This window comes from Alcaligenes sp. Me129, assembly GCF_050487245.1.
GTDB lineage: Bacteria > Pseudomonadota > Gammaproteobacteria > Burkholderiales > Burkholderiaceae_B > Alcaligenes > Alcaligenes phenolicus.
The window spans coordinates 301,786-319,401 of the sequence record NZ_JBKQGX010000002.1 but is presented as its reverse complement, the minus strand read 5'-3'; the positions used below and the strand labels follow the sequence as shown (position 1 = coordinate 319,401).

The following is a 17,616-nucleotide window of genomic DNA, read 5'->3' as shown; positions in this document are numbered from 1 at the left end:
GTGCGTACAGACGATTAAGGGGCGCGATGCCCTCACGGCTTAGTCGACTAATTCCGGCTCGGGACGCGAAGAGGCCTTGCTACCGGGCTCATCAGGTCCTGAAGAAGGATATTCCAGTACCACCTCGCCGTTCTCGTCCAGATCCACCTCGACCTGACCACCATCGACCAGACGACCAAACAGCAGCTCGTCGGCCAGGGCACGGCGAATAGTGTCCTGAATAAGCCTGTGCATGGGGCGGGCACCCATGGCTGGGTCGAAGCCCTTGGCAGCCAGATGTTCGCGCAAGGCGTCCGAGAAGGACACTTCGACGCGTTTCTCGTGCAGCTGGTTTTCCAGCTGCATCAGGAACTTGTCCACCACGCGCAGGATAATGTCGCGCGACAAAGGCTTGAAGCCAATGATCGCATCCAGACGGTTACGGAACTCTGGCGAGAAGTGACGCTTGATATCCTGCATTTCATCACCCGAGCGCTGGGGCTGGGTAAAGCCAATGCTGGTCTTGTTCAGCGCTTCGGCTCCGGCGTTGGTGGTCATGATCAGGATGACGTTGCGGAAATCAGCCTTGCGACCGTTGTTATCCGTCAGCGTGCCGTGATCCATCACTTGCAGCAGGATGTTGTAGACGTCCGGGTGCGCTTTCTCGATTTCGTCCAGCAGCAGCACGCAGTGCGGCTGTTTGGTAACGGCTTCGGTCAGCAAACCACCCTGGTCGAAACCGACGTAACCAGGAGGAGCACCGATCAGGCGCGACACGGTGTGACGCTCCATGTATTCGGACATGTCAAAGCGCAGCAGCTCTACACCCAACACAAAGGCCAACTGACGCGCCACTTCGGTTTTACCCACGCCGGTCGGGCCGGAGAACAGGAAGGAACCAATAGGCTTGTCAGGCAGACCCAGGCCAGAGCGCGCCATCTTGATGGCAGCTGCCAAGGCGTCAATGGCTACATCCTGACCAAACACCACCGATTTCAGATCGCGGGCCAGGGTTGCCAGCTTGTTGCGATCATCACTGGAGACCGTCTGGGGCGGAATGCGTGCAATACGCGAAACCGTTGCCTGGATGTCGGCCTTGCCGATAACCTTTTTCTGCTTGGAACGTGGCAGCAAGCGCTGCGCTGCACCGGCCTCGTCGATCACGTCGATGGCCTTGTCCGGCAAAAAGCGGTCGTTGATATAACGGGCGGACAACTCCGCTGCCGCCGTCAGGGCCGCTGCCGAGTAACGTACACCGTGGTGCTCTTCGAAATTGGACTTCAAACCACGCAGAATCTGGATGGTTTGCTCCACCGTCGGCTCTGCCACATCGATTTTCTGAAAGCGACGCGACAAGGCGTGGTCTTTTTCGAAAATTCCGCGGTATTCCGAGTAGGTGGTCGCACCCAGACACTTGAGCTGACCGGAGGACAGCGCAGGCTTGAGCAGGTTGGACGCATCCAGCGTACCGCCCGAAGCCGAGCCGGCTCCGATCAGGGTATGGATTTCGTCGATAAACAAAATGGACTGTGCCGTTTCCTTGAGCTGCTTGAGCACCGCCTTCAGGCGTTGCTCGAAGTCGCCCCGATATTTGGTACCGGCCAGCAAGGCACCCATATCCAGCGCGTAAACACGCGCTTCGCTAAGAATATCCGGGACGTCACCACGCTGAATGCGCAGCGCCAAGCCTTCGGCAATCGCGGTTTTACCCACGCCAGCCTCCCCGACCAGCAAGGGGTTGTTCTTGCGGCGGCGGCACAGCACCTGGATGACACGCTCCACTTCCTTTTCACGGCCAATCAAGGGATCAATGCGACCCAGGCTGGCTTCGGTATTCAGGTCTGTAGCGTACAGATCCAGAGGGGACTTCTGGGCGTCCGAGCGCGTGTCGGCTTCCGCAGCAGCGGCGGCCTTGGGTGGCTCGGGGGCAGCAGGTTCCGGATTGGCCTTGGTGATACCGTGCGAGAGGAAATTGACGACATCCAAGCGCGAGACACCTTGTTGCTGCAGGTAATACACCGCATGCGAGTCTTTTTCCCCGTACATCGCCACCAGCACATTGGCACCGGAAACCACATTTTTACCGGAGTTGCTGGACGATACGTGCATGATGGCACGCTGTATCACACGCTGAAAGCCCAGCGTGGGTTGGGTATCGACCTCGCCTTCACCAGGGAAAGTGGGCGTATTTTCATTAATGAATTTACGCAGATTCTGGCGCAGTGCATCAATATCGGCAGCACATGCTTTCAACACTTCCAGCGTGGAGGCGTTATCGAGCAGGGACAACAGCAGATGCTCTACCGTGATGAATTCATGGCGCGCGGCACGAGCCTCGACAAAGGCCATGTGTAGACTGACTTCAAGTTCTTCGGAGATCATGCTTCCTCCTACACGGCAAGAGTAAAACTAGGGGTTAAAGCTATTCTATGACTAATTTGCCTGATCTGAACAATACGGTAAACCATTAAATGGTCAAGCATCAGGCACCGGCTCCATCACACACTGCAAAGGGTGCTGTCGCGACTGCGCCAGTTGTCGCACAATTTCCACCTTGGTGGCGGCAATGTCGCGTGGATACACACCACAGACCGCCCGACCCTCGTAATGTACTTTAAGCATAAGCTGTTCGGCCTGCTCCGGGGTCTTGGCAAATACCCGCTCCAGTATATTCACCACGAACTCCATGGGTGTGTAGTCATCGTTGAGCAAGATGACCTGATACATGGGTGGTGGGGCAAGCCGCGCGGATTGGCGCTCTACCGTTGTGGCGCCTTGCTTATCGATCTCAATGGCCATAATACAGAACTAGGTGCTTTCCATAGGTTGACTGGGGGGAACAAAATTCAGCATCATCCGACTGATCGTGTCAACTTCACAATAAAAAGTGAGGTGCCGCGATCACAGGCCCAGGGAGGGGCCGAAAAAAGTATCAACCATACACTAAGTTGAGAGGCAGCAAGCATGTCGGAAACTACCACCACCGCAGGCACTGGAGACAATCAAAAACTATCCGGGACCGTTAAGTGGTTCAATGATGCCAAAGGCTTTGGGTTTATTACACCCGATAACGGCGGCGAAGATCTCTTCGCTCATTTTTCATCCATTCAGATGAACGGGTTCAAGACTTTGAAAGAAGGCCAGAAAGTTCTGTATGAAGTCGCCCAAGGCCCCAAAGGCAAGCAGGCACTTAATATTACTTCGCCTTAAGATCTCTTGCGCTCTCGATTCTAACAAAAGCAGGTTCGCAACACACATGCAGTATCGCACTACGACTACGGGGCCTGCGCGCCCTGTTTTTTTTGCCTGTCTTCTGGCAGCGCTTTGTATTAGCGCCCCGGTCCAGGCGGATGAGACTCTTCCCACCCTGGCACTATCCCTGGGTTCCAAACAAATCCAGGCTGAAGTGGCCGATCGCGACGAGACTCGTGCACAAGGTTTGATGCATCGAGAAAGCCTGGCCCCCGATCACGGCATGTTATTCGTATTCGAGCAAAGCGGAATGCCTTGCTTCTGGATGAAGAATACGCCTCTGCCGCTGGATATCGCCTTCATTACTGAAGAAGGCACGATCACCAATATCGAGGCCATGCAACCCTTTGATCTTCAATCCCACTGCCCGGTGCGACCTGTGCGCTATGCCTTGGAGATGGAACAAGGCTGGTTCAAGCAAGCAGACAAAAAGGCCGGTGAGACAATCACCGGCCTGCCTGCCCTGCAACCTTAGTTAGACGCGCTCAAGAATCAAAGCCACGCCCTGGCCGACACCAATACACATGGTGCACAGGGCGTAGCGTCCGCCTGTGCGATGCAATTGGTTGATAGCCGCAATCGCCAGACGCGCACCACTGGCACCCAGAGGGTGACCCAGCGCAATCGCGCCCCCGTTCGGGTTCACGCGAGGATCGTTATCAGCCAGACCCAGCATGCGAGTCACCGCCAGACCTTGAGCGGCAAAGGCCTCGTTCAGCTCGATCACATCCATTTGATCCAGAGTCAGACCCGCCAAAGCCAGCACCTTCTGGCTGGCAGGTGCCGGGCCAATACCCATGATGCGTGGCTCCACACCAGCAAACGCCATGGCCACCACACGAGCGCGCGGAGTCAGGCCTTGGGCTTCGACGGCTGCCTTGTTGGCAACCAGCAGCGCGCAAGCACCATCGTTCACACCCGAGGCATTGCCCGCGGTCACGGTACCATCGGCACGCACGACAGGCTTCAAGCGAGTCAGGGACTCCAGAGTCGTGGCACGTGGGTGCTCGTCCTTATCCACCACAATGGGGTCGCCCTTGCGCTGGGGAATGATCACAGGGGTAATTTCTTCAGCCAGAATGCCGGCTTCCTGGGCAGCGGCCGCACGCAGCTGGCTATTCAGGGCAAACACGTCCTGGTCTTCACGGGACACATTGAACTGCTGAGCCACGTTTTCAGCCGTTTCGGGCATGGAATCCACACCGTACTGCTCTTTCATGGCTTTGTTGATGAAGCGCCAGCCAATCGTGGTGTCATAAATACCTGCGCTGCGGGAGAACGCCGTTTCAGCCTTGCCCATGACGAAGGGAGCGCGGCTCATGCTTTCCACACCACCGGCCAGGATGAAAGAGGCATCGCCAGCGCGAATGGCACGAGCAGCCGAACCAATCGCGTCCAGGCCCGAACCGCACAGACGGTTCAAGGTCACGCCAGGCACGTCCACGGGCAAACCGGCCAGCAGAGCGGACATCCGCGCCACGTTGCGGTTGTCTTCACCCGCCTGGTTGGCGCAGCCGTACATCACATCATCCAGCTTGCTCCAATCGACTTGGGGGTTGCGCTTCATCAGCGCGGCAATAGGCACCGCACCCAGGTCATCCGCCCTCACAGCGGACAGCGAACCGCCATAACGTCCGAAAGGCGTACGAATTGCGTCACAAATAAAGGCGTCCTGACTCATGAAATTCACCCTGATATCTTGAATAAAATCACGCGAGAGCACTATGAAGAGCGCTCGAAATCTACTGTTTTGATAGTAGCGCTTGAGTACAGCCGGGTTTTTTCTGGTGATTCAGCATGTCCGCAGTGCGGTCATTTTAGCGCGTCCAGTCCCGAACGATCTGGCGGTCTACGCGCCAAAGCGCCTGGTACAGTGACAAGCCGAATCCACACCAGGAAAAAGCTTATTCAATTCTCATACCCGCAACGCCAGGTAATCACGGCATTAAGAAAACAAGGCGCCCTCGCACAGGAAAGCAGACGGAAGCCCTCTTTCCTGCACTCAAACCAATATGAGGGCGCTCGTTTTTACAATCGCCAGCCGAACTACCCACTCAAAGCAGCGCTAGAACGGTTCGGAGCAATTAAGCGCTTGACCACTTGAAGCAACTTTCGCTTGTGCCAATTCTAGTCGGGCGGCCAGGATGTCAGCCTGGAAGGCCTCCTCACTCTGCACACGAGCCACCGCGGCGGCGCCTATCACACGCCCCGCCTCCACATCACTTTGCCAATGTACATTACAAATGACACGGCTTTGACCGAAAGACAGGCCACGAGCCAGCAACTCATTACTTCGTTCGGGGCTGATCTGCGCCAACACTAGTGCCCATGCCCAGCCAGCAGCCGCATGGCCCGAGGGATAGGAACCATCATTGCGCAAAAACTCCTCATCCGCTGGCGTGCATGTATCTTCATTATGAAGATCGAAAGGACGCACCCGCTGATACTTGTTTTTGGCTCCGTAAGTGGATAGACCCGCATCAGGCAACAAGCGACGCATCATCTGATAAATAACCGGCGTGCTCTCTTGGTCGATTTGAACTCCCAATGCGCACGAATAATTCTGAGCGGGCCGTGGAAATACCAAGTCTGCATCTTGTTTAGCCAATGCCCAGCGAGCTGACCCTTTTAGCTGCCCGGCAGCCCGACGCGCTTCTTCATCCCGGGCAAAGGCCGCACTATCTGCAGCCGGCGGCGGATCGAGGAGCATCACACTATCAGGCAGTTCAGTTTGGTCCAAGTAACCAGCCACCCGCTTGACGGAAGAGTGACTTTCCTTGACTTCCAAATGTGTAGAAGGCTGAGCGCTCAACTGACCCGCCGACAAAACCAAGACACTGCCCACCAGGCCCAACAAGGCAGGACGAACACGCAAAGCAGCAGACATAGCAGACCTCGACTAAAGGAGCAAAAAGCCCCGGTTTCGGAAAACGCCAACGGCCGCGTGTGGAGCTCTTGACCCGGCTGAGACCGGTAAACACTGAAGCTGCACCCCGGCACGATTGGAAGACAATCCGCGATCTTGCCATTGCAGCCGCCAAACTGAATAGCGTGCTTGCCATTTGGTGCCACAGATCAAGCACCCTCATGGCCTGCTCATGGCATACTTCCCCCGTTGACATCCTCTACAGGCTCATCACCATGCAAGGCAACCCCGAAGTCCTCGACTATCTGAATCAACTGCTGCGCGGCGAACTCGCAGCGCGCGACCAGTACTTTATCCATTCCCGCTTTTACGAGCATCTGGGTTTCACGCAGCTTTACGAGCGCATGAACCACGAAATGGAAGAAGAAACACAGCACGCTGACGCCCTGATACGCCGCATCCTGATGCTCGACGGTATTCCCGACATGCGCCCCAATGCGTTTGAACCCGGCAAGGACGTGGTCGGCATGTTGCGCAAGGATCTGGAACTGGAATATGAAGTTCGCGCGGCTCTGCAAAAAGGCATAGCACTGGCAGAATCCGCCAGCGATTTCGTGACACGCGACATCATTCTGGCCCAGTTGCGCGACACGGAAGAAGACCACACCTACTGGCTGGAGAAGCAATTGGGCCTGATCGAAAAAGTGGGCCCGGAAAACTACCAGCAATCCCAGATGTAAGGTCTTCAAAAACAAGGCATGGCCGCACACGCCCTATGACTTGTTTTCATTGAAGCCATAAAAAAACCGCCAGCATGCGCATGGCGGTTTTTTATTGGCGGGTAGCCCTCCGATGAGCGCTACCCTCAACCAGGACGATTAACCCAGGTTCTTGGCGGCAAAGTCCCAGTTCACCAGATTCCAGAAAATTTCCAGGTACTTGGGACGGGCATTGCGGTAGTCGATGTAGTAGGCGTGTTCCCACACATCACAGGTGATCAGGGCGACGTCGTCGGAAGTCAGCGTCGTGCCAGCGTTGCTGGTGTTGACGATGTCCAGGGAACCGTCGGCCTTTTTGACCAACCAGGTCCAGCCCGAACCGAAGTTGCCAACGGCAGACTTGGTGAAGGCTTCTTTGAAGGCGTCAAAGCTGCCCCATTTGGCGTTGATGGCATCAGCCACTTTGCCGGTAGGAGCGCCGCCGCCGTTAGGGGACAGGCTGTTCCAGTAGAAAGTGTGGTTCCAAACCTGAGCAGCGTTGTTGAACACGCCACCGGAGGATTTCTTGACCACATCTTCCAGGGAAGCGTTTTCAAATTCGGTGCCAGCAACCAGATTGTTCAGGTTGGTGACGTAAGCCTGGTGATGCTTACCGTAGTGAAACTCCAAAGTTTCCTTGGAGATATGTGGCTCAAGGGCGTTGAGTTCGTATGGAAGAGCTGGAAGAGTGAATGCCATTTCAATTCCTTCTAAAAAAAAACCGTGTTTGGTATCCAACAAGGACGACGCAGCCTAGAGCAGATCGTGCGTGCGCACCACATCCACCGACACATGACCGCGACTCAACTCGACATCGAGTCGTTCACCAATCTTTAAGTCTAACGCATTTTTTACAACTTTCCCCTCGCTATCCCTGACTATGGCATATCCACGATTGATGATAAGGCGCGGGGACAAGGCTTGCAGCGTTTGCTGGGCCGCGGCCAGGCGCTGGCGACGCAAAACCAGCGCATGATCCAGACCTTTTTCCAGCCGTTGGAAAAGCATATTCAGATTTTGCTGTCTTGACGTCAGCTGAGGAATGCTGCGCTCCAAACGCGCCCTCAAGGTAGTCAGGCGCAACGCAGCAGTATCGGGGACGCTGCGAGCCACACGTTGCAGTCTTTGGGTGAGATGATCCAGACGTTGCTGCTGCTGGGCCAGGCGTTGATGCGGAGAGACCAATTTGGCTACCGCCCGATCCAGACGCAGAGAGGCCCGGTCCAGATGACGCTGCACACCGTGGCTCAACGCGCCCATGCGCGCAAACACCTGTTCCAGTAACTGATCGCGCCCCAGACAGGCCAGTTCGGCGGCGGCGGTTGGCGTGGGTGCGCGCAAGTCAGCTACAAAATCAGCAATGGTGAAGTCTGTCTCGTGCCCCACCCCACTAATAATAGGGATAGGACTGGACGCGATCAGACGCGCCAGACCTTCGTCGTTAAAAGCCCAGAGATCTTCCAGACTTCCGCCCCCACGCACCAGCAAGAGCGTATCAACCTCGGCCCGCTCAATCGCGGTTTCCAAGGCTTGCCGCAGTCGCGGCGGTGCCTCAGCACCCTGAACCGGAGCCGGGTAAATAATAAGGCGAACATGGGGGGCGCGCCGTTCCATGGCAGTGAGCACATCACGCAATGCAGCGGCGGCCAGAGACGTGATAATGCCGATGCTGCGCGGCAAGGTGGCAATAGGACGCTTGCGTTCCGGCTCGAACAGGCCTTCGCTTTGCAACTGCCCCTTCAGACGCAGAAACGCTTCGTGCAAATCCCCCAGGCCAGCGCGGCGCATGCCTTCGACCTGAACCTGAAAGTCGCCACGTGCCTCGTACAAGGTGACCGAGCAGCGAAACTCGAAGCGCTCGCCCGCACGCGGCACAAAGCCGACGGCCTGGGCACGCCCCCGAAACATGACGGCACGAACCGCGGCCTTATCGTCCTTGATGGAAAAGTACCAATGCCCCGAAGCGGCCTGGGTAAAGTTCGACACCTCACCACTGACCCAAACCACGGGCATATGCTCATCCAGCAATTGGCTGACACGGCGATTCAACTGTGCCACGGTCCATACCGCAGGTGCTCTAGATTCTTGATAATGCATCATATTCTTTGTTTTTGACTCGCCCCGAACTAGTTTTCCACCGCTCCGTATCCACAACTGTCATGCTTTTGTCAAATAGACGCCAAGACAATGGCTTCCGTTGAACACCTGATGCAGCACTTTATCGAAAGCGGATAAGCCATTGAAATTAAAGACTATTTATAAAAACATCAAGATGGTCGAAAATTAGCCAGAGAACCTCTAAACCACCGCCCGAGCCACTATGGGATGTTTTATACACAGAATTATCCACAGTTTTTGTGGATAGTTTTAGCACTACACCTATTACTTCAAATACATCAGGGGTTTGGCCGTGCTTTGTGGGAAAAGACCGTAAAGTGTACCGCGCTCGCGCCGGAACATTCCCGCAATGCGGACAGGGGCTCTACAATAAGCGCTGATTTACTTCGTGACCGGATAATAGACTCGTGCTTACTTTGATCCATGCCGCTGGCTGGCCTGTCTGGTTCCTGCTGGCCTGCTCCATTCTTGCCCTGGGTTTGATCCTGGAGCGTCTTTTAGCCCTGCGCAGCAAACGAATTCTACCGGCCGGACTGGCACGCCAGATCAGCGAGCTGACGGCCCAGAACCGGATTCAGGACGAGTCCCTGCCCCGCCTGTACGATAACTCCCCTCTGGGTCGAGTATTAGCTACCGTACTGAAAAACCGCCACCAAACTTCCGCCGTGCGTGAGTCTGCGGTCGAAGCAGAAGGCAAAGACATCAGCTACCAATTGAACAAGTACATTCCGGCACTGGGCACCATTGCCGTGATCGCCCCTTTGCTGGGCCTGTTTGGTACGGTTATTGGCATGATCGACATTTTTGCCGCCTATGACCCCGCCGGTGGCGACCCCAGCCTGATTGCCCGTGGCATTTCCGTGGCCCTGTACAACACCGCCCTGGGGATTCTGATTGCCGTCCCGGCCATGATCTTTCACCGCTACTTTCGCAGCCGTGCCGACTATCTGCTTCACTGCCTGGAAACGGAAGCGGGTGCGCTGAATCGTCTGTTGGCTCAGAGGGCCGTCTGATGCGCTTTCGCCGAGCCCAAGACCAGGACACGCTGGAACTGAATCTGGTGCCCTTGATAGATGTTTTGCTGGTGGTGCTGATTTTCCTGGCTGCCAGCAGCACCTTCGTGCGCTATCGCCAGTTGGATGTTTCCTTGCCCCAGGCTCAAGCCCAGGCCGCCCAGACCACAGAACTGCTTTTGGCCATCAGCCAGGACGGGCGCTACGCCTTGAACGGTATGTGGCTGGATGCCAGCAGTGGCTCTCCCCTTAGCCACGCCTTGTCGAGCGAAAAGACTGACGAAAACAGCAGCCTGCTGATTCTGGCCGATGCCCAAGCCCCCCACTTCGCGGTGGTGCAGGCTATGGAGGCCGCCCGTCAGGTTGGCATTCATCGCATTCACTTTGCAACCCAGGCCCCATGAGCGTGCGCGTCCGCCTGACTCATTGGCTTCACCAGCAGTGGCAGAAAAAAGGCTGGTTCAGCCTTGTGATGTGCCCGCTTTCAGCGCTGGCTGCGCTCTTCGTACAGCGCAAGCAGCAACGCTACGAGCAAGATCCCGCCGCATCCTACCGCAGCCCGGTGCCGGTGATTGTGGTGGGCAATATCATCGTGGGTGGCGCAGGCAAAACCCCCGTCGTCCTGGCTCTGACCGAGCAATTGCGCGCCCTGGGATGGACACCCGGCATTGTCAGCCGAGGTTACGGGGTAGAGATCGGCCCCAGCCCGCGCGTAGGCCAGGGCCAATTGGCCGCCGAGCAATTTGGCGATGAACCTGCTCTGATTGCCGCCCAAACCCGGGCCCCCATCGCCGTTCACCCTCGCCGTGCGCTGGCGGCCCAGGCTTTACTCAAGAAATTTCCGGCAGTCGACCTGATTATTTCGGATGACGGCCTTCAACATCTGGCCTTGCAACGCGATATGGAAGTCGTGGTACAGGATGCTCGCGGTGTGGGAAATGGCTTGCTGCTGCCAGCGGGACCATTGCGTGAAAGCCCCGAGCGCCTGCGTCGCGTGGACTGGCTGATCAGCCAGATTGTGGCCGACCAAACGCCGCCTTCCACTCCTCAACCCGCCGAGCCTGGCCGCGCCCTGAGCATGAGCCTGCGTCCTTATCAGCTGGAACACCTGAGTTCGGGCCGTCGCCTGAGCTGGTCGGACTGGTATCAGGAATACGGCCAGCAAGAACTGCAGGCGCTGGCCGCCATTGGCCAGCCCGTCCGTTTTTTCACGATGCTGCGCGCTTGTGGTCTGCATCTGAGCCAGACTTTCCCCCTGCCCGACCATGCCGCCTTGCAAGCTCAGGACTTTCAGGCCCTGCATGAGGGGCCGGTACTCATTACCCGTAAAGACGCCGTAAAATGCCAGCACCTGAACGACCCACGTCTGTGGGTTGTGGATGTCCAGCCCGTGTTTTCACGCCCGGACTGGATTGCTGAACTGGATAGCCTGCTGCGCGAACGGCGCTCAACCTCACCCACATTACCCGGAGTTCAATAATGGAAGCTCGCCTACTCGAAGTGCTGGTCTGCCCCTTGTGCAAAGGCCCGCTGCGCCACGACCGCGAACAGCAAGAATTGGTCTGCAAGGCCGACAAACTGGCCTTCCCCATTGTGGACGGCATCCCTACCATGCTGATCAACGAAGCACGTCAACTGGACGCGCAGGAACCTTCCAGCAACTGATATGACTTTTTCCGTCATCATCCCTGCCCGCCTGGGTTCCACCCGTCTGCCCAACAAACCGCTGGCCGACATTGCAGGCCAACCCATGATCGTGCGTTGCGCTCAACAAGCCGCGCAAAGCGGGGCGCGTCAGGTCTGGGTGGCGACGGACTCACCGCAAGTGCTGGAGGCTGTCCAGGCGCATGGTTTCAATGCCTTGCTGACCGATGCAGAACACCCGACCGGCACCGACCGTCTGGCCCAGGCCGCTCGCCTGCTGGAGCTGTCCGAGGACGAGATCGTGGTCAATGTGCAAGGTGACGAACCCCTGATTCAGCCCGAACACATCAATGCCGCCGCCAAGCTGCTGGCACGCAGCGAACAGGCCGACATTGCCACGCTGGCCGCGCCCATCAAGAACGCCGAGACACTCTTTAACCCCAATGCCGTCAAAGTGGTTTGCGACCTGCAAGGCCGCGCCCTGTACTTTTCCCGCGCTCCCATGCCCTGGGCCCGCGACGCGCTGGCCGGTGGCGAACAGGTACTGGCCGACGGGCTTCCCGCATTGCACCATATTGGCCTTTATGCCTACCGAAATCGCTTCCTGCAGCAGTACGCCCAGCTACCTCGTGGGCCACTGGAACACTTCGAGTCTCTGGAGCAACTGCGAGCCATGGAAAACGGCTTCCAGATTATGGTTCACCGCCTCCAGGAGATTCCTGCAGCCGGGGTAGACACCGAACAAGACCTGGAAAGAGTACGCGCTCACTTCGCAAATCGGTTATAAAAGATCTTTTTTCTGCTCTATCCGAATAAAAAATGCGCTAAATATGCTGCAACGCATCATACTGAAGCGAGAATCGGATCGACGCATTTCCTGGAGGAATTCATGCGACTCATACTGCTCGGGCCCCCTGGTGCCGGCAAAGGCACTCAAGCTGCTTTCATCACCGAGAAATTTGGTATTCCACAAATTTCCACGGGCGATATGTTGCGTGCCGCTGTCAAAGCCCAAACCCCGCTGGGTGTAGAAGCCAAAAAAATCATGGACGCCGGCGGCCTGGTTTCGGATGACCTGATCATCGGCCTGGTACGCGATCGCCTGCAAGCAGCCGACTGTGAGCCCGGCTACCTGTTCGACGGTTTCCCACGCACGATTCCCCAGGCCGATGCCTTGAAGGATGCCCAGGTCAAACTGGACTTCGTGATCGAGATCGACGTTCCTGAAGAAAGCATTATCGAACGCATGAGCGGCCGCCGTATCCACGCAGCCAGCGGTCGTAGCTACCACGTCACCTTTAATCCACCCAAAACCCCCGGTGTGGACGATGTGACGGGCGAACCCTTGCTCCAGCGCGACGATGACCGCGAGGAAACCGTACGCCACCGCTTGTCTGTCTATCGCGAGCAGACCCGCCCTCTGGTCGATTACTACTCGCAATGGTCAGCCACCGGCGACCCAGAAGCTCCGGCCTATCGCAAGATTTCCGGCGTGGGCAGCGTCGATGAGATCCGCCAGCGCATTGTGGACGCCCTGGCAAGCTAAGTAAGTCAAGATTCAGCCGGCCCCAAAAGGGCCGGTTGTTTATTATCCAAGGGAGACAAGCTCATGCAAATCAATAACAAGACTTTTATTGTCACCGGCGGCGCATCGGGTCTGGGCGCAGGCACCGTACGTATGCTGGTTGAAAACGGCGCCCGCGTGGTGATCGCCGATATTCAGGACGAGGCCGGTGAGGCTCTGGCCAAAGAGCTGGGCCAACTTTATCAGCGCTGTGATGTTACTTCCGAGCAAGATGCCCAGGCCGTCGTGGATCTGGCTTGCCAGGACAGCGCCCGCCCCCTGTTCGGACTGATCAACTGTGCCGGCGTGGCTCCCGCCTCGCGCACGGTAGGACGCAATGGCCCGCACACGCTGGACCTGTTCCAGAAAACCGTCATGATCAACCTGGTCGGCACCTTCAATATGTGCCGCCTGGCCGCTGCGGCCATGGGCAGCAACACCCCCGAAGCCTCGGGCGAGCGTGGCGTGCTGATCAACACCGCTTCGGTAGCCGCCTATGATGGCCAGATTGGCCAAGCCGCTTACGGTGCCTCCAAAGCCGGTGTAGTCGGTTTGACCCTGCCTCTGGCCCGCGACCTGGCCCAGACCGGCATCCGTGTCATGACGATCGCTCCCGGCATCTTCGGCACCCCCATGATGTTTGCCATGCCTCAGGAAGTTCAGGACTCCCTGGCGGCCAGCATTCCTTTCCCATCGCGCCTGGGTCGCCCTGAAGATTTCTCCCAACTGGTGCAGAGCATCATCAATAATGAAATGCTCAATGGCGAAACCATCCGTCTGGATGGCGCTATTCGTATGGCACCAAAATAACTTTCTGTATCGGCTCCAATGGGTTTGTTTCGCTCGGCGGCCACAATTAGTGGCCTGACGCTGCTGTCTCGTATCACCGGACTGGCACGCGATATTCTGATTGCCCGCGCCTTTGGGGCGGGCCCGCTCACCGACGCTTTCTGGGTGGCATTTCGCATTCCCAATCTGCTGCGACGCCTGTTTGCAGAAGGAGCGTTTTCACAAGCCTTTGTCCCAATCCTGGGGCAGGTGCGCAAGGAGCACGAGCAGGACAAGGTCCAGCAATTGCTGGACCGCGTCGCCCTGCTGCTGACCTTTGCTGTCATGCTGGTCACTGCCATTGGCATTGTTGCGGCCCCCTGGGTCGTCAGTGCCATGGCCAGTGGCCTGACCGCCCCCGAGCGACAAACCGAATTTGGTGCCGCCATCACCATGACGCGCATGATGTTCCCCTACATCATCTGCATGTCGCTGGTGGCTTTTGCCTCTGCGGTACTGAACACCTGGAGCCGCTTTGCGGTTCCGGCTTTCACTCCTATCCTGCTGAATCTGTCCATGATTGGCGCCAGCCTGTTTCTGGCCCAGCATATGGAAACACCCATTTACGCCCTGGCCGTTGGGGTGATGGTGGGCGGTCTGGCCCAATTGCTGGTGCAATGGAGCGCATTGGCTCGTCTGGGCCTGTTGCCACGATTCTCGCTACGACTGGGTGAAGCGCGCCGCGACCCTATCGTGCAGCGCATTCTTAAACAGATGCTGCCCGCCATTCTGGGCGTTTCTGTTGCGCAGATTTCCCTGCTGATCAATACCAATATCGCCACTTGGCTGCAGTCCGGCAGCGTGACCTGGCTGTCCTTTGCCGACCGTCTGATGGAGTTCCCCACTGCCCTGCTAGGTGTGGCACTGGGCACGGTCTTGCTGCCCAAGCTGTCGGCCGCCCATGCCGGCAAGGACGACAAGAATTACAGCGGCTTGCTAGACTGGGGCCTGCGCCTGGTCCTGCTGCTGGGCCTGCCTGCCGCCCTGGGCATGGCCTTGCTGTCCGACGGCCTGGTCGCCACCCTGTTTCACTACGGTGCGTTTGCAGCCGCTGATGTTGCCCAGACCAAATTGGCAGTCGGTGCCTATTCGGTTGGTCTGGTGGGCCTGCTGGCCATCAAGATTCTGGCCCCCGGTTTTTACGCCCGCCAGGATATTCGTACACCGGTGCGCATTGCCATTGCCGTCCTGATCATTACCCAGCTCTTTAACCTGGTACTGGTGCCTACCTTTGCCCATGCCGGGCTGGCCTTGTCGATTGGCCTGGGTGCCACCGTCAATGCGCTGACCTTGCTGGTCATGCTGCGAAAGCGCGGCATTTACCAGCCCAATCATGACTGGTTACGTTTTTTCCTGAAGATTATTCCTGCCCTGGCTGCTCTGGCCGCCGTCCTCTTGCTGGCTGACCGTTATATCGACTGGATCAGCCTGGGAGCCACGCCCCTGCTGCGTGTGCTGTATCTGGGCGGCGTGTTGCTTGCCAGCGGCATTTCCTATTTCGGCATGTTGTTTATCGTAGGCATTCGCCCCTCTTACTTTACAAAGCGGGCTTAGTATCCTAGAATAATTGTCTTTGCCGATTAAACTTTAAAACTTAGGCTTTATTAAAAATGGCTAATTCCGCACAAGCACGCAAGCGCGCCCGCCAAGCAGTGGCTCGCAACAAACACAACGCCAGCATCCGTTCCATGCTGCGTACCGCTATCAAGCGCGTTCGCCAGGCTATCGAAGCCGGTGACAAAACCGCTGCTAACGAAGTATTCCGCAAAGCGACCAGCATTATTGATCGCGTTGCCGACAAGAACATCATTCACAAGAACAAGGCTGCCCGCCACAAGAGCCGCCTGTCTGCTGCTATCAAGGCCCTGGCCTGATTGCTGAAGATTTTTAATGGTTTAATCGGCTCTGGCCTAAAAACCAGTTAGAAAGGGGGTGCTTAGCACCCCTTTTTTATTAGCCACAAAACCATTGCCTGAACATGCAGGCCAATCATGCTAAGTTATGGATTTGCTTTTTCATTAGCGAGTCCCCATGACACGTCCCATCGTGCTGCAACTGGCATCTTTGGCCCAGCACCCTTCTTTTGACGAAATCGACCGTCATTTCGAGCGCATTGTCCTCCAGGACCTGAACCAGCTCTCTGCCCAGCAGATCGAACGCGTACAGGTACTCCTGACCAGCGCTGTCACTGCTACCCCCGCTTCCTTGATGGACCGCCTGCCTGCTTTGAAAGCGATTTGCAGCGTAGGGGTAGGCTACGACTCCATCGACGTACAGGCCGCCAAACAGCGCGGTATTCAGGTCAGTACCACTCCTGATGTTCTGAACGATTGCGTGGCCGATATGGCCTGGGCCTTGATGCTGGATGCGGCTCGCCGTGTGACGGAATCGGATCGCTACGTGCGTGCTGGTCTGTGGGACAGACCCAATGGTTTCGGGCTTGGGACACGGGTCAGCGGCAAGAAGCTGGGCATTGTGGGCCTGGGACGCATTGGCCAGACCATTGCCCGCCGCGCCAGTGGCTTTGATATGGAACTGCGCTATCACAACCGCCGTCCACGTCACGATGTGCCCTGGCACTACGAGCCTTCCCTGATCGAACTGGCCCATTGGGCAGACATCATGGTGATTGCTGCCGTCGGTGGCGATGAGACACGGGGGCTGATCAATATAGACGTGCTGAACGCCTTGGGTCCCAAAGGGATTCTGGTCAATATTGCCCGCGGCAGCGTGGTCGATGAAAGCGCACTGATTGCCGCCCTGCAGGAAGGACGACTGGGCTCTGCCGGGCTGGATGTGTTCGAAAATGAACCCCAGGTGCCCCAGGCCTTGCGCGATCTGAACCAGGTCGTTCTGGCACCGCACACGGCCAGTGCAACGCACGAGACACGCGAAGCCATGCTCTCGCTGACGCTGGAAAATGTATTGCAGTATCAAAAAACCGGCAAAGTACTGACACCACTTGCCGTGTAAAAAACAAGTCGCCTACCGTTTTAGCGGTGGCGACTTATTGAATGAGCTGTCTGAATCAGGAATCGACAGGGTCCATATTGTCGGGATCAATGCCGCTGGTTTTTAAATTATTATCATCGGCAAAGCCACAGACGAATTTCCAGGCCAAAGGTTCAAGCTCTCGCAGGCGCGCATCCACCACCACACATCGCACGCCGTCAATCAATCGCGGCACCACATAGGGCGAATAAGTCAGATGACCACCCATCGCCCCAGCGGGACGAAACTGGGACATTACACCGGCCAAGCGTTCTGCCCAATCACTGGGACGAAAGCGCTGATCCTGCCGGGTCACACCATGGATTACAAGTTGCTTCACTGGCTCTGTCATAACAATTAATCGCTCATCGTGCAGTTCAGGTATGCTGCACCTTTTCCTTTCTCGCCACGCATTGTATCCGATCGCGGCCACGCAAAGCCCGGGATTCAATAAATTAGCCGCTTGACAATTTATTGCTAATCATTACTTTGCCCTCTCGCTTTATTCCAAAACCAAACGGTTTCCCCTTCCCCGCCACAGACCGGCTTTGCTCTTAATAGCCGGACAGGTTAAGATGGCTTTCTTTATCCGCAGGATTTTTT

At 56.9% G+C, this 17,616-nt stretch carries 20 protein-coding genes; 13 read left to right on the top strand and 7 right to left on the bottom strand.

The features are described 5' to 3' along the window. Nucleotides 1-39 precede the first annotated feature (39 nt). Both clpA and clpS read right to left on the bottom strand, forming a co-directional pair. Nucleotides 40-2,361 carry an ATP-dependent Clp protease ATP-binding subunit ClpA gene (gene clpA / locus ACLPGZ_RS03540; protein WP_035268183.1) on the bottom strand — a complete coding sequence of 774 codons (2,322 nt, stop codon included), beginning with the start codon at nucleotides 2,359-2,361 and terminating at the stop codon, nucleotides 40-42. A gap of 93 nt (nucleotides 2,362-2,454) precedes the next feature. Beyond that, nucleotides 2,455-2,778, bottom strand: coding sequence for an ATP-dependent Clp protease adapter ClpS (gene clpS, locus ACLPGZ_RS03535; RefSeq protein ID WP_026482895.1), 324 nt, complete (start codon nucleotides 2,776-2,778; stop codon nucleotides 2,455-2,457). 165 nt (nucleotides 2,779-2,943) lie between these two features. Here clpS and ACLPGZ_RS03530 point away from each other — a divergent pair, with 165 nt between their 5' ends. Together ACLPGZ_RS03530 and ACLPGZ_RS03525 are read left to right on the top strand one after the other, a co-directional pair. Continuing rightward, entirely contained in the window at nucleotides 2,944-3,189 is a 246-nt protein-coding gene (locus ACLPGZ_RS03530) for a cold-shock protein (RefSeq protein WP_003801483.1), read from the top strand. Nucleotides 3,190-3,235: 46 nt separating this feature from the next. Next, nucleotides 3,236-3,706, top strand: coding sequence for a DUF192 domain-containing protein (locus ACLPGZ_RS03525; RefSeq protein ID WP_060186000.1), 471 nt, complete (start codon nucleotides 3,236-3,238; stop codon nucleotides 3,704-3,706). Here the strand turns inward: ACLPGZ_RS03525 and pcaF are convergent, their stop codons facing one another. Together pcaF and ACLPGZ_RS03515 are read right to left on the bottom strand one after the other, a co-directional pair. Then, nucleotides 3,707-4,912 (bottom strand): 3-oxoadipyl-CoA thiolase, encoded by a 1,206-nt coding sequence (gene pcaF / locus ACLPGZ_RS03520; protein WP_239055462.1) that lies wholly within the window; start codon nucleotides 4,910-4,912, stop codon nucleotides 3,707-3,709. 384 nt (nucleotides 4,913-5,296) lie between these two features. Next, the gene (locus tag ACLPGZ_RS03515; RefSeq protein ID WP_239055461.1) at nucleotides 5,297-6,118 is read right to left on the bottom strand and encodes an acid phosphatase; all 822 of its coding nucleotides are present in this window, start codon (nucleotides 6,116-6,118) and stop codon (nucleotides 5,297-5,299) included. A gap of 254 nt (nucleotides 6,119-6,372) precedes the next feature. On the opposite strand from ACLPGZ_RS03515, the gene bfr reads away from it, so the two are divergent. After that, nucleotides 6,373-6,837 (top strand): bacterioferritin, encoded by a 465-nt coding sequence (gene bfr, locus ACLPGZ_RS03510; protein WP_239055460.1) that lies wholly within the window; start codon nucleotides 6,373-6,375, stop codon nucleotides 6,835-6,837. 138 nt (nucleotides 6,838-6,975) lie between these two features. Here the strand turns inward: bfr and sodB are convergent, their stop codons facing one another. Both sodB and xseA read right to left on the bottom strand, forming a co-directional pair. Then, entirely contained in the window at nucleotides 6,976-7,554 is a 579-nt protein-coding gene (gene sodB / locus ACLPGZ_RS03505; RefSeq protein ID WP_009455685.1) for a superoxide dismutase [Fe], read from the bottom strand. A gap of 54 nt (nucleotides 7,555-7,608) precedes the next feature. Continuing rightward, nucleotides 7,609-8,955 (bottom strand): exodeoxyribonuclease VII large subunit, encoded by a 1,347-nt coding sequence (gene xseA / locus ACLPGZ_RS03500; protein ID WP_239055459.1) that lies wholly within the window; start codon nucleotides 8,953-8,955, stop codon nucleotides 7,609-7,611. A gap of 425 nt (nucleotides 8,956-9,380) precedes the next feature. Between xseA and ACLPGZ_RS03495 the strand changes: the two genes are divergently transcribed. From ACLPGZ_RS03495 to ACLPGZ_RS03450, 10 genes are all read left to right on the top strand, one after another. Then, entirely contained in the window at nucleotides 9,381-9,986 is a 606-nt protein-coding gene (locus ACLPGZ_RS03495; protein ID WP_239055458.1) for a MotA/TolQ/ExbB proton channel family protein, read from the top strand. Further along, nucleotides 9,986-10,390 carry an ExbD/TolR family protein gene (locus tag ACLPGZ_RS03490; protein WP_009455679.1) on the top strand — a complete coding sequence of 135 codons (405 nt, stop codon included), beginning with the start codon at nucleotides 9,986-9,988 and terminating at the stop codon, nucleotides 10,388-10,390. Before ACLPGZ_RS03495 ends, ACLPGZ_RS03490 begins: the two co-directional genes overlap by 1 nt. Further along, nucleotides 10,387-11,466, top strand: a complete 1,080-nt coding sequence (gene lpxK, locus ACLPGZ_RS03485) for a tetraacyldisaccharide 4'-kinase (protein WP_239055457.1) — start codon at nucleotides 10,387-10,389, stop codon at nucleotides 11,464-11,466. Before ACLPGZ_RS03490 ends, lpxK begins: the two co-directional genes overlap by 4 nt. Next, nucleotides 11,466-11,651, top strand: a complete 186-nt coding sequence (locus ACLPGZ_RS03480) for a Trm112 family protein (protein ID WP_009455665.1) — start codon at nucleotides 11,466-11,468, stop codon at nucleotides 11,649-11,651. Before lpxK ends, ACLPGZ_RS03480 begins: the two co-directional genes overlap by 1 nt. 1 nt (nucleotide 11,652) lies before the next feature. After that, on the top strand, nucleotides 11,653-12,417 hold the full coding sequence (gene kdsB / locus ACLPGZ_RS03475) for a 3-deoxy-manno-octulosonate cytidylyltransferase (RefSeq protein WP_035268199.1): 765 nt from the start codon (nucleotides 11,653-11,655) through the stop codon (nucleotides 12,415-12,417). A 102-nt stretch (nucleotides 12,418-12,519) separates the two neighbouring features. Continuing rightward, nucleotides 12,520-13,176, top strand: a complete 657-nt coding sequence (gene adk / locus ACLPGZ_RS03470; protein WP_009455661.1) for an adenylate kinase — start codon at nucleotides 12,520-12,522, stop codon at nucleotides 13,174-13,176. Nucleotides 13,177-13,239: 63 nt separating this feature from the next. Next, the gene (locus ACLPGZ_RS03465) at nucleotides 13,240-14,004 is read left to right on the top strand and encodes a 3-hydroxyacyl-CoA dehydrogenase (protein WP_060186008.1); all 765 of its coding nucleotides are present in this window, start codon (nucleotides 13,240-13,242) and stop codon (nucleotides 14,002-14,004) included. An 18-nt stretch (nucleotides 14,005-14,022) separates the two neighbouring features. After that, nucleotides 14,023-15,576 (top strand): murein biosynthesis integral membrane protein MurJ, encoded by a 1,554-nt coding sequence (gene murJ, locus ACLPGZ_RS03460; RefSeq protein WP_083053773.1) that lies wholly within the window; start codon nucleotides 14,023-14,025, stop codon nucleotides 15,574-15,576. A gap of 56 nt (nucleotides 15,577-15,632) precedes the next feature. Beyond that, nucleotides 15,633-15,896 (top strand): 30S ribosomal protein S20, encoded by a 264-nt coding sequence (gene rpsT / locus ACLPGZ_RS03455; protein ID WP_009455654.1) that lies wholly within the window; start codon nucleotides 15,633-15,635, stop codon nucleotides 15,894-15,896. Between the two features lie 157 nt (nucleotides 15,897-16,053). Next, the gene (locus tag ACLPGZ_RS03450; protein ID WP_203144872.1) at nucleotides 16,054-16,995 is read left to right on the top strand and encodes a 2-hydroxyacid dehydrogenase; all 942 of its coding nucleotides are present in this window, start codon (nucleotides 16,054-16,056) and stop codon (nucleotides 16,993-16,995) included. Nucleotides 16,996-17,050: 55 nt separating this feature from the next. Here the strand turns inward: ACLPGZ_RS03450 and ACLPGZ_RS03445 are convergent, their stop codons facing one another. Continuing rightward, entirely contained in the window at nucleotides 17,051-17,365 is a 315-nt protein-coding gene (locus ACLPGZ_RS03445; protein WP_009455652.1) for a DUF3579 domain-containing protein, read from the bottom strand. Nucleotides 17,366-17,616: the final 251 nt, after the last annotated feature.

Bases quoted from the DNA above. Each gene is read 5' to 3' on its own strand.
- clpA (WP_035268183.1), bottom strand. From the start codon at position 2,361: ATGATCTCCGAAGAACTTGAAGTCAGTCTACACATGGCCTTTGTCGAG.
- clpS (WP_026482895.1), bottom strand. From the start codon at position 2,778: ATGGCCATTGAGATCGATAAGCAAGGCGCCACAACGGTAGAGCGCCAA.
- ACLPGZ_RS03530 (WP_003801483.1), top strand. From the start codon at position 2,944: ATGTCGGAAACTACCACCACCGCAGGCACTGGAGACAATCAAAAACTA.
- ACLPGZ_RS03525 (WP_060186000.1), top strand. From the start codon at position 3,236: ATGCAGTATCGCACTACGACTACGGGGCCTGCGCGCCCTGTTTTTTTT.
- pcaF (WP_239055462.1), bottom strand. From the start codon at position 4,912: ATGAGTCAGGACGCCTTTATTTGTGACGCAATTCGTACGCCTTTCGGA.
- ACLPGZ_RS03515 (WP_239055461.1), bottom strand. From the start codon at position 6,118: ATGTCTGCTGCTTTGCGTGTTCGTCCTGCCTTGTTGGGCCTGGTGGGC.
- bfr (WP_239055460.1), top strand. From the start codon at position 6,373: ATGCAAGGCAACCCCGAAGTCCTCGACTATCTGAATCAACTGCTGCGC.
- sodB (WP_009455685.1), bottom strand. From the start codon at position 7,554: ATGGCATTCACTCTTCCAGCTCTTCCATACGAACTCAACGCCCTTGAG.
- xseA (WP_239055459.1), bottom strand. From the start codon at position 8,955: ATGATGCATTATCAAGAATCTAGAGCACCTGCGGTATGGACCGTGGCA.
- ACLPGZ_RS03490 (WP_009455679.1), top strand. From the start codon at position 9,986: ATGCGCTTTCGCCGAGCCCAAGACCAGGACACGCTGGAACTGAATCTG.
- lpxK (WP_239055457.1), top strand. From the start codon at position 10,387: ATGAGCGTGCGCGTCCGCCTGACTCATTGGCTTCACCAGCAGTGGCAG.
- ACLPGZ_RS03480 (WP_009455665.1), top strand. From the start codon at position 11,466: ATGGAAGCTCGCCTACTCGAAGTGCTGGTCTGCCCCTTGTGCAAAGGC.
- kdsB (WP_035268199.1), top strand. From the start codon at position 11,653: ATGACTTTTTCCGTCATCATCCCTGCCCGCCTGGGTTCCACCCGTCTG.
- adk (WP_009455661.1), top strand. From the start codon at position 12,520: ATGCGACTCATACTGCTCGGGCCCCCTGGTGCCGGCAAAGGCACTCAA.
- ACLPGZ_RS03465 (WP_060186008.1), top strand. From the start codon at position 13,240: ATGCAAATCAATAACAAGACTTTTATTGTCACCGGCGGCGCATCGGGT.
- murJ (WP_083053773.1), top strand. From the start codon at position 14,023: ATGGGTTTGTTTCGCTCGGCGGCCACAATTAGTGGCCTGACGCTGCTG.
- rpsT (WP_009455654.1), top strand. From the start codon at position 15,633: ATGGCTAATTCCGCACAAGCACGCAAGCGCGCCCGCCAAGCAGTGGCT.
- ACLPGZ_RS03450 (WP_203144872.1), top strand. From the start codon at position 16,054: ATGACACGTCCCATCGTGCTGCAACTGGCATCTTTGGCCCAGCACCCT.
- ACLPGZ_RS03445 (WP_009455652.1), bottom strand. From the start codon at position 17,365: ATGACAGAGCCAGTGAAGCAACTTGTAATCCATGGTGTGACCCGGCAG.